Source organism: Candidatus Rhabdochlamydia sp. W815 (assembly GCF_018642185.1).
Lineage (GTDB): Bacteria > Chlamydiota > Chlamydiia > Chlamydiales > Rhabdochlamydiaceae > Rhabdochlamydia > Rhabdochlamydia oedothoracis.
The window spans coordinates 1-4,979 of record NZ_JAAVTY010000106.1 but is presented as its reverse complement, the minus strand read 5'-3'; the positions used below and the strand labels follow the sequence as shown (position 1 = coordinate 4,979).

At 36.4% G+C, this 4,979-nt stretch carries 2 protein-coding genes and 1 other RNA gene; 2 read left to right on the top strand and 1 reads right to left on the bottom strand.

Annotated elements, in window-relative coordinates; genetic code table 11:
- Nucleotides 1-106: 106 nt before the first annotated feature.
- The gene (ileS, locus tag RHOW815_RS06775) at nucleotides 107-3,208 is read right to left on the bottom strand and encodes an isoleucine--tRNA ligase (protein WP_215217564.1); all 3,102 of its coding nucleotides are present in this window, start codon (nucleotides 3,206-3,208) and stop codon (nucleotides 107-109) included.
- Between the two features lie 231 nt (nucleotides 3,209-3,439).
- On the opposite strand from ileS, the gene RHOW815_RS06770 reads away from it, so the two are divergent.
- Nucleotides 3,440-4,369, top strand: a complete 930-nt coding sequence (locus RHOW815_RS06770) for a tetratricopeptide repeat protein (RefSeq protein WP_215217563.1) — start codon at nucleotides 3,440-3,442, stop codon at nucleotides 4,367-4,369.
- Between the two features lie 70 nt (nucleotides 4,370-4,439).
- Nucleotides 4,440-4,819: a transfer-messenger RNA gene (gene ssrA / locus RHOW815_RS06765) on the top strand.
- The last annotated feature ends 160 nt before the right edge of the window (nucleotides 4,820-4,979 follow it).

Genomic DNA, 4,979 nt, shown 5'->3' with positions numbered 1-4,979 from the left:
GATTATCTACAAACATGCTATGCTCGGGTGCACAATAGATGTTTTTTCAAGTATTTATATGTTCTTTTTTGTGCACTTCAAGGTTGAAAGGGCCGTTTATTTTAAATCATTCCCAACGCGTTATCGCAATAAAGGTTTTTTCTCCGTTTAAATCCCAAACGCTCCCCTCTTCTTTAGAATTATACTCCAGTTTTACACCTAATACTTGTGTCATTACGTAATTTTGATGAATGGATAAAGCCCTCTTAACTTTTTCTGTGGTATTAAGACAAATTTCAATTCGATCGCTTACTGCAAAACTCAAATCTCGGCGCATAGTATTAATCTTATTAACCAATTCCCTTGCTAATGCCTCTATTAATAATTCTTCGTCTAAAACAATATCAATAGCAACAATCACTGAGCCTGTTGCAGAAGCCACTAATCCTTCTTTTACTTGGCGCTCTATTGTGATGTCCTCAGAACTTAAAAGAATGGTTTCGTTTTCAATGACTAACTCATATTGATTCTCTTTCAGCAATCGATTAAGCTTTTTTTGAGAAAGATTTTCTAAGGCTGTCTTAACAGCGCTCATTAGTTTACCTACTTTTTTACCTAAAACACGAAAATTGGGTTTCACTAAAAGTAGAACAAATGCTGTCTCATCTTCTTTAAAGATCACTTCTTTTACATTGAGCTCATCGGCAATCAGCTGTTTTTGCGATTTAAGCTGTTTTAAAATCTCAAGATCAGAAGACACAATAAAGGCAGAGCGCAAAGGTTGACGAACTTTTAATTTGCTTTCCTTACGCAACGCATGCCCCATGCTTACCACAGTTTGTACATAAGACATCTGCTCCTCTAAAAGCTGATCTCTATATACAGGGTTATAAATTGGAAAAGAGCATAGGTGAACCGATTGTAGATCTTGGTAGGTCTTTAAATAAAGATAAATTGCCTCACTTAAAAAAGGAATAAACGGAGCTGCGATCTTGGCTAAATTGATCAACACGGTATACAATGTTTCAAAGGCTAGCCTGCGATCTATTGTATCTTCTTCCGCCCAGAACCTAGATCGGTTTCTACGAATATACCAATTGGTCAATTGGTCGATAAATTTTACAAAAGGATCGACTGCTCGATGCAGTTCATAACGATCTAACCCCTCTGTCACCTCTTGAATTAATCCTTGTAAACAAGACAAGATCCAACGATCGATATCGATCTGAGGAGCAGAAAATTCTACTTCTTTGGGATCCCATTGATAAATCTTTGCATAAGTAGATAAAAAAACCACTGAGTTCCAAAAAGGAATGAGCATCTGACGAAGAACTAATTCTACTCCGCGTTCTGAGAAACGTAAATCTTCTGCGTGAACAACAGGACTATTCAGCAAGTATAAACGCACCGCATCAGCTCCATAACGGTTAAATACCAATTGCGGTTCTGGATAATTCTTAAGACGTTTTGACATCTTATTGCCATCTTCTGCCAAAATAATTCCATTAACAATAACATTTTTAAAAGCCGGTTGATCAAATAACGCTGTTGCAATCACCATTAAAGTATAAAACCAACCACGTGTTTGATCTAATCCCTCTGCAATAAAATCTGCAGGAAACCGATCTAGCGTTTCTTGTTTTTTCTCAAAAGGATAATGATTTTGCGCATAAGGCATAGAGCCCGATTCAAACCAACAATCAAATACTTCTGGTATACGCTTAAATTCCTTACCATTAGCAATAAATGTTAAAGAGTCAATGTAATGCCTGTGCAAATCAGAAACAGCAATCCCTGTTCTTTGTTGTAAATCTTCTATACTGGATAAGACAATCATCTCCCCGTCTTCGCTCCGCCAAATAGGGATAGGTGTTCCCCAGTAGCGGTTTCTTGAAATCGCCCAATCTCTAGCATTTTCTAACCACTTACCAAAACGACCTTCTTTAAGATGATGAGGAACCCATTGAATCTTTCGATTAGCATCCATCATTCGATCTTTGATTTTTTCCACTGCCACAAACCAAGTGCAGACAGCTCGATAAATTAAAGGGGTATCAGAGCGCCAACAAAAAGGATAGCGGTGACGAATTTGCGTATGGTGTAAAACCTTCCCCTCTTTTTTCAATCGCCGAATGATTTCCTTATCAGCGTCTTTTACAAAGAGACCCTCATAGTCAGGAACTAACTTGGTAAATTTACCATTATGATCAATAGGGCACACCACTTCAATGCCTTCTTTGCTGCATGCATAAAAATCCACTTCTCCAAATGCTGGAGCTGCATGTACAAGACCTGTTCCTTCTTCACTGCTAACAGAAACCTCCGCAATGACTCTAAAACCTTCATAACTAGCAAAATAAGGAAACAGGGGATGATAATGCTTAGAAACCAAAGAAGAACCCTTAAAGGTAGTAATGATCTCATACTCCCCTTCTTTAAAATAATGCCCTAAGCGATTATGTGCTAAGATATAATATTGACCTTCTCGTCTAATCTTTACATACTCAAAATTCTCATTAACCATAATCGCTAGATTAGATGGCAGAGTCCAAGGGGTCGTTGTCCATACGATAAATGAGGTATTTGGCTCATCTACAAGAGAAAACAGTACGGTAAGAGAGGGGTCATCTACTTCCTTATAATTAAGATTAGCTTCAAAATTGGATAAAGGGGTTCCTAATTGGGCAGAGAAAGGCATAACTTTATAGCCTTCGTAAACCAATCCTCTTTGATAGAGTTGAGAAAAAACCCACCAAACAGATTCCATAAAGCTAAGATCCATGGTTCGCCAAGTATCTGTGAAACTTACAAAGCGTCCCATGCGCATCACTGTGTATTCCCATTCTTTTGTATAGCGCATAACAATACTGCGACACTCTTCATTGAATTGAGAAATCCCAAACTTTTCAATACAAGAGGCTCCTGATAGCTCTTTAGCCTTTTCAATCTCATTTTCTACAGGCAGCCCATGGCAATCCCAACCAAATCGGCGAGGTACAAAATATCCCTGCATGGTTTTATATCTAGGAATTACATCTTTAATGGTTCCAGCCAAAATATGTCCGTAATGAGGAAGCCCTGTTGCAAAGGGAGGGCCATCATACACAGAAAAAATGGGGTTCGCACGATTTTGATCTACAGATTTTTCAAAAATGTTCTGTTTTTGCCAAAACGCTAAAATACGCTCTTCTCGCTCAGGGAAACTCTCTTGTGAATTGATATCAAACATATAAATAAAAGGGGGTTAAAAGAGTCAATCATAAGCCAAACATCCCTTAAAATGCCAGCTCGTATCTCTTAAAAACTAAAAAACAAACTTAATAAGAAAAAATAAAACTATTTAATATAAATTAAAAATAAATTATATTAATAAATAGATTTCAATCTTATTAATTGCAATATATTTTATTTTTAAATCTATATTCTTATACAGTGAGATAACTATTACAGTGAGATAACTATGTCAATTGATCCATCCTATAAAACAATCTGTATTAATCAAGCATCGCCTCTAGAATTTTTAAAAGGGAAATTATCTCATATTCCTATATTGGGAAATATCGTAACCCGAATGCAAATAAAAAAAGTGGAAAAAGAAGATAAGCTCCTAAACAGGGCCTTGGAACATGTAAAAAATAATAAATATCAATTGGCTGAGAAATGTTTCCTTAAATATGAAAAATATGGCAGAAAAAAAATTGAGCATTATGAAAAGGCAAGATATGAAAAAGTTAGTTTAGAATTGGGTTATAGCTATCTCTTTGGAAATTCCGTAGAAAAAAATCTAGATAAAGCAATTGACTCATTTGGAAAAGCTGGATCTCTACGTTCTGGCTTAGCAGATAAAATTTATTCCTGGAAAAATAGAGGGTTAGATTCTCAGGAGAAGTATTTCTACCTTGCAGAGATCTTTATAGACAATATTTTTTCAGATACAAAGCCTGCTTTAAAAGAAAAATATATGAAAGAAGCTGTTAGCTATTATGAAATTGCTGGGAACTTGGGCTGCATAGAAGCCTACTTAAGACTCAGCCCTATTTATTTGTACAAAATGGGGGAGCTAGAAAAAAGAATAGAGTGTTTGGAAAAAGCTACAGAACTTGGTTCCCCTATTGCTAAATTTATCCTTAAATCCCCTTTGTTAGGTGAAATTTATACTGCTGACCTTTATTTTAAAAAAAGAGAATTTCAACAGGCAATTAACTATTATGAAAAAGCTGCAGAAAAATTTCATCCTCAAGCCTGTATGCGCCTGTTTGAAATATACAGTCAGGGAATAGAAGGACAAATTGCAGTCAACCCAGATCTTGCAAAGAAATATTTAGAAAAATATATTGCCTGTGATAAAACAATCCCTTATATAGATGAGGATATGGTCAGTAGTTCTTAATATTTGTAAATTCTTTTGCTAATTTATCCTCCTATCGCTAATAATGCCTTTTTTTGCTATTATTACGTCTGGGGGTGACTGGTTTCGACTTGGAAACAAAGTACAAGTGGCATGCGGAGGACGTCGGTTGGCCTCCTAAATCATCCGATATAACTATAAATGCAGAAAAAGAAACCTCTTACGGGGAATATTTGCAGGCTGCTTAAGGCTTAACCGCTTTTTGCAACTCGATAGTCTAATGCCTGACTAGGAGCGTTAGAACTATTGTCATTAATCCTGGTATGGGTTTTTCTCTTCGCTTCTTCAAGAAGATGCCCGAGATTAGAAGAAGCAAATTGGTCTATTGTGTGGCACCTTCCTCAAGATCAATTCATTTTGAAGATGCTAAGCATGTAGTCATTTGTAGAGAGTTTGCTAAGGACGAGAGTTCGATTCTCTCCACCTCCATTTCTTTTAGGCTTTACTTTAAAAAAGCTGAGCGGCCCTTTGAACCTTGAAGTGCACAAAAAAGAACATATAGTGGTTCCGATTCAATCGTATAGAAAAATATTTTGTTTTGTGTTAAGCTATTGAGTATGAAAAAACTGACCCCTAGCCAGAGAGCTGACTT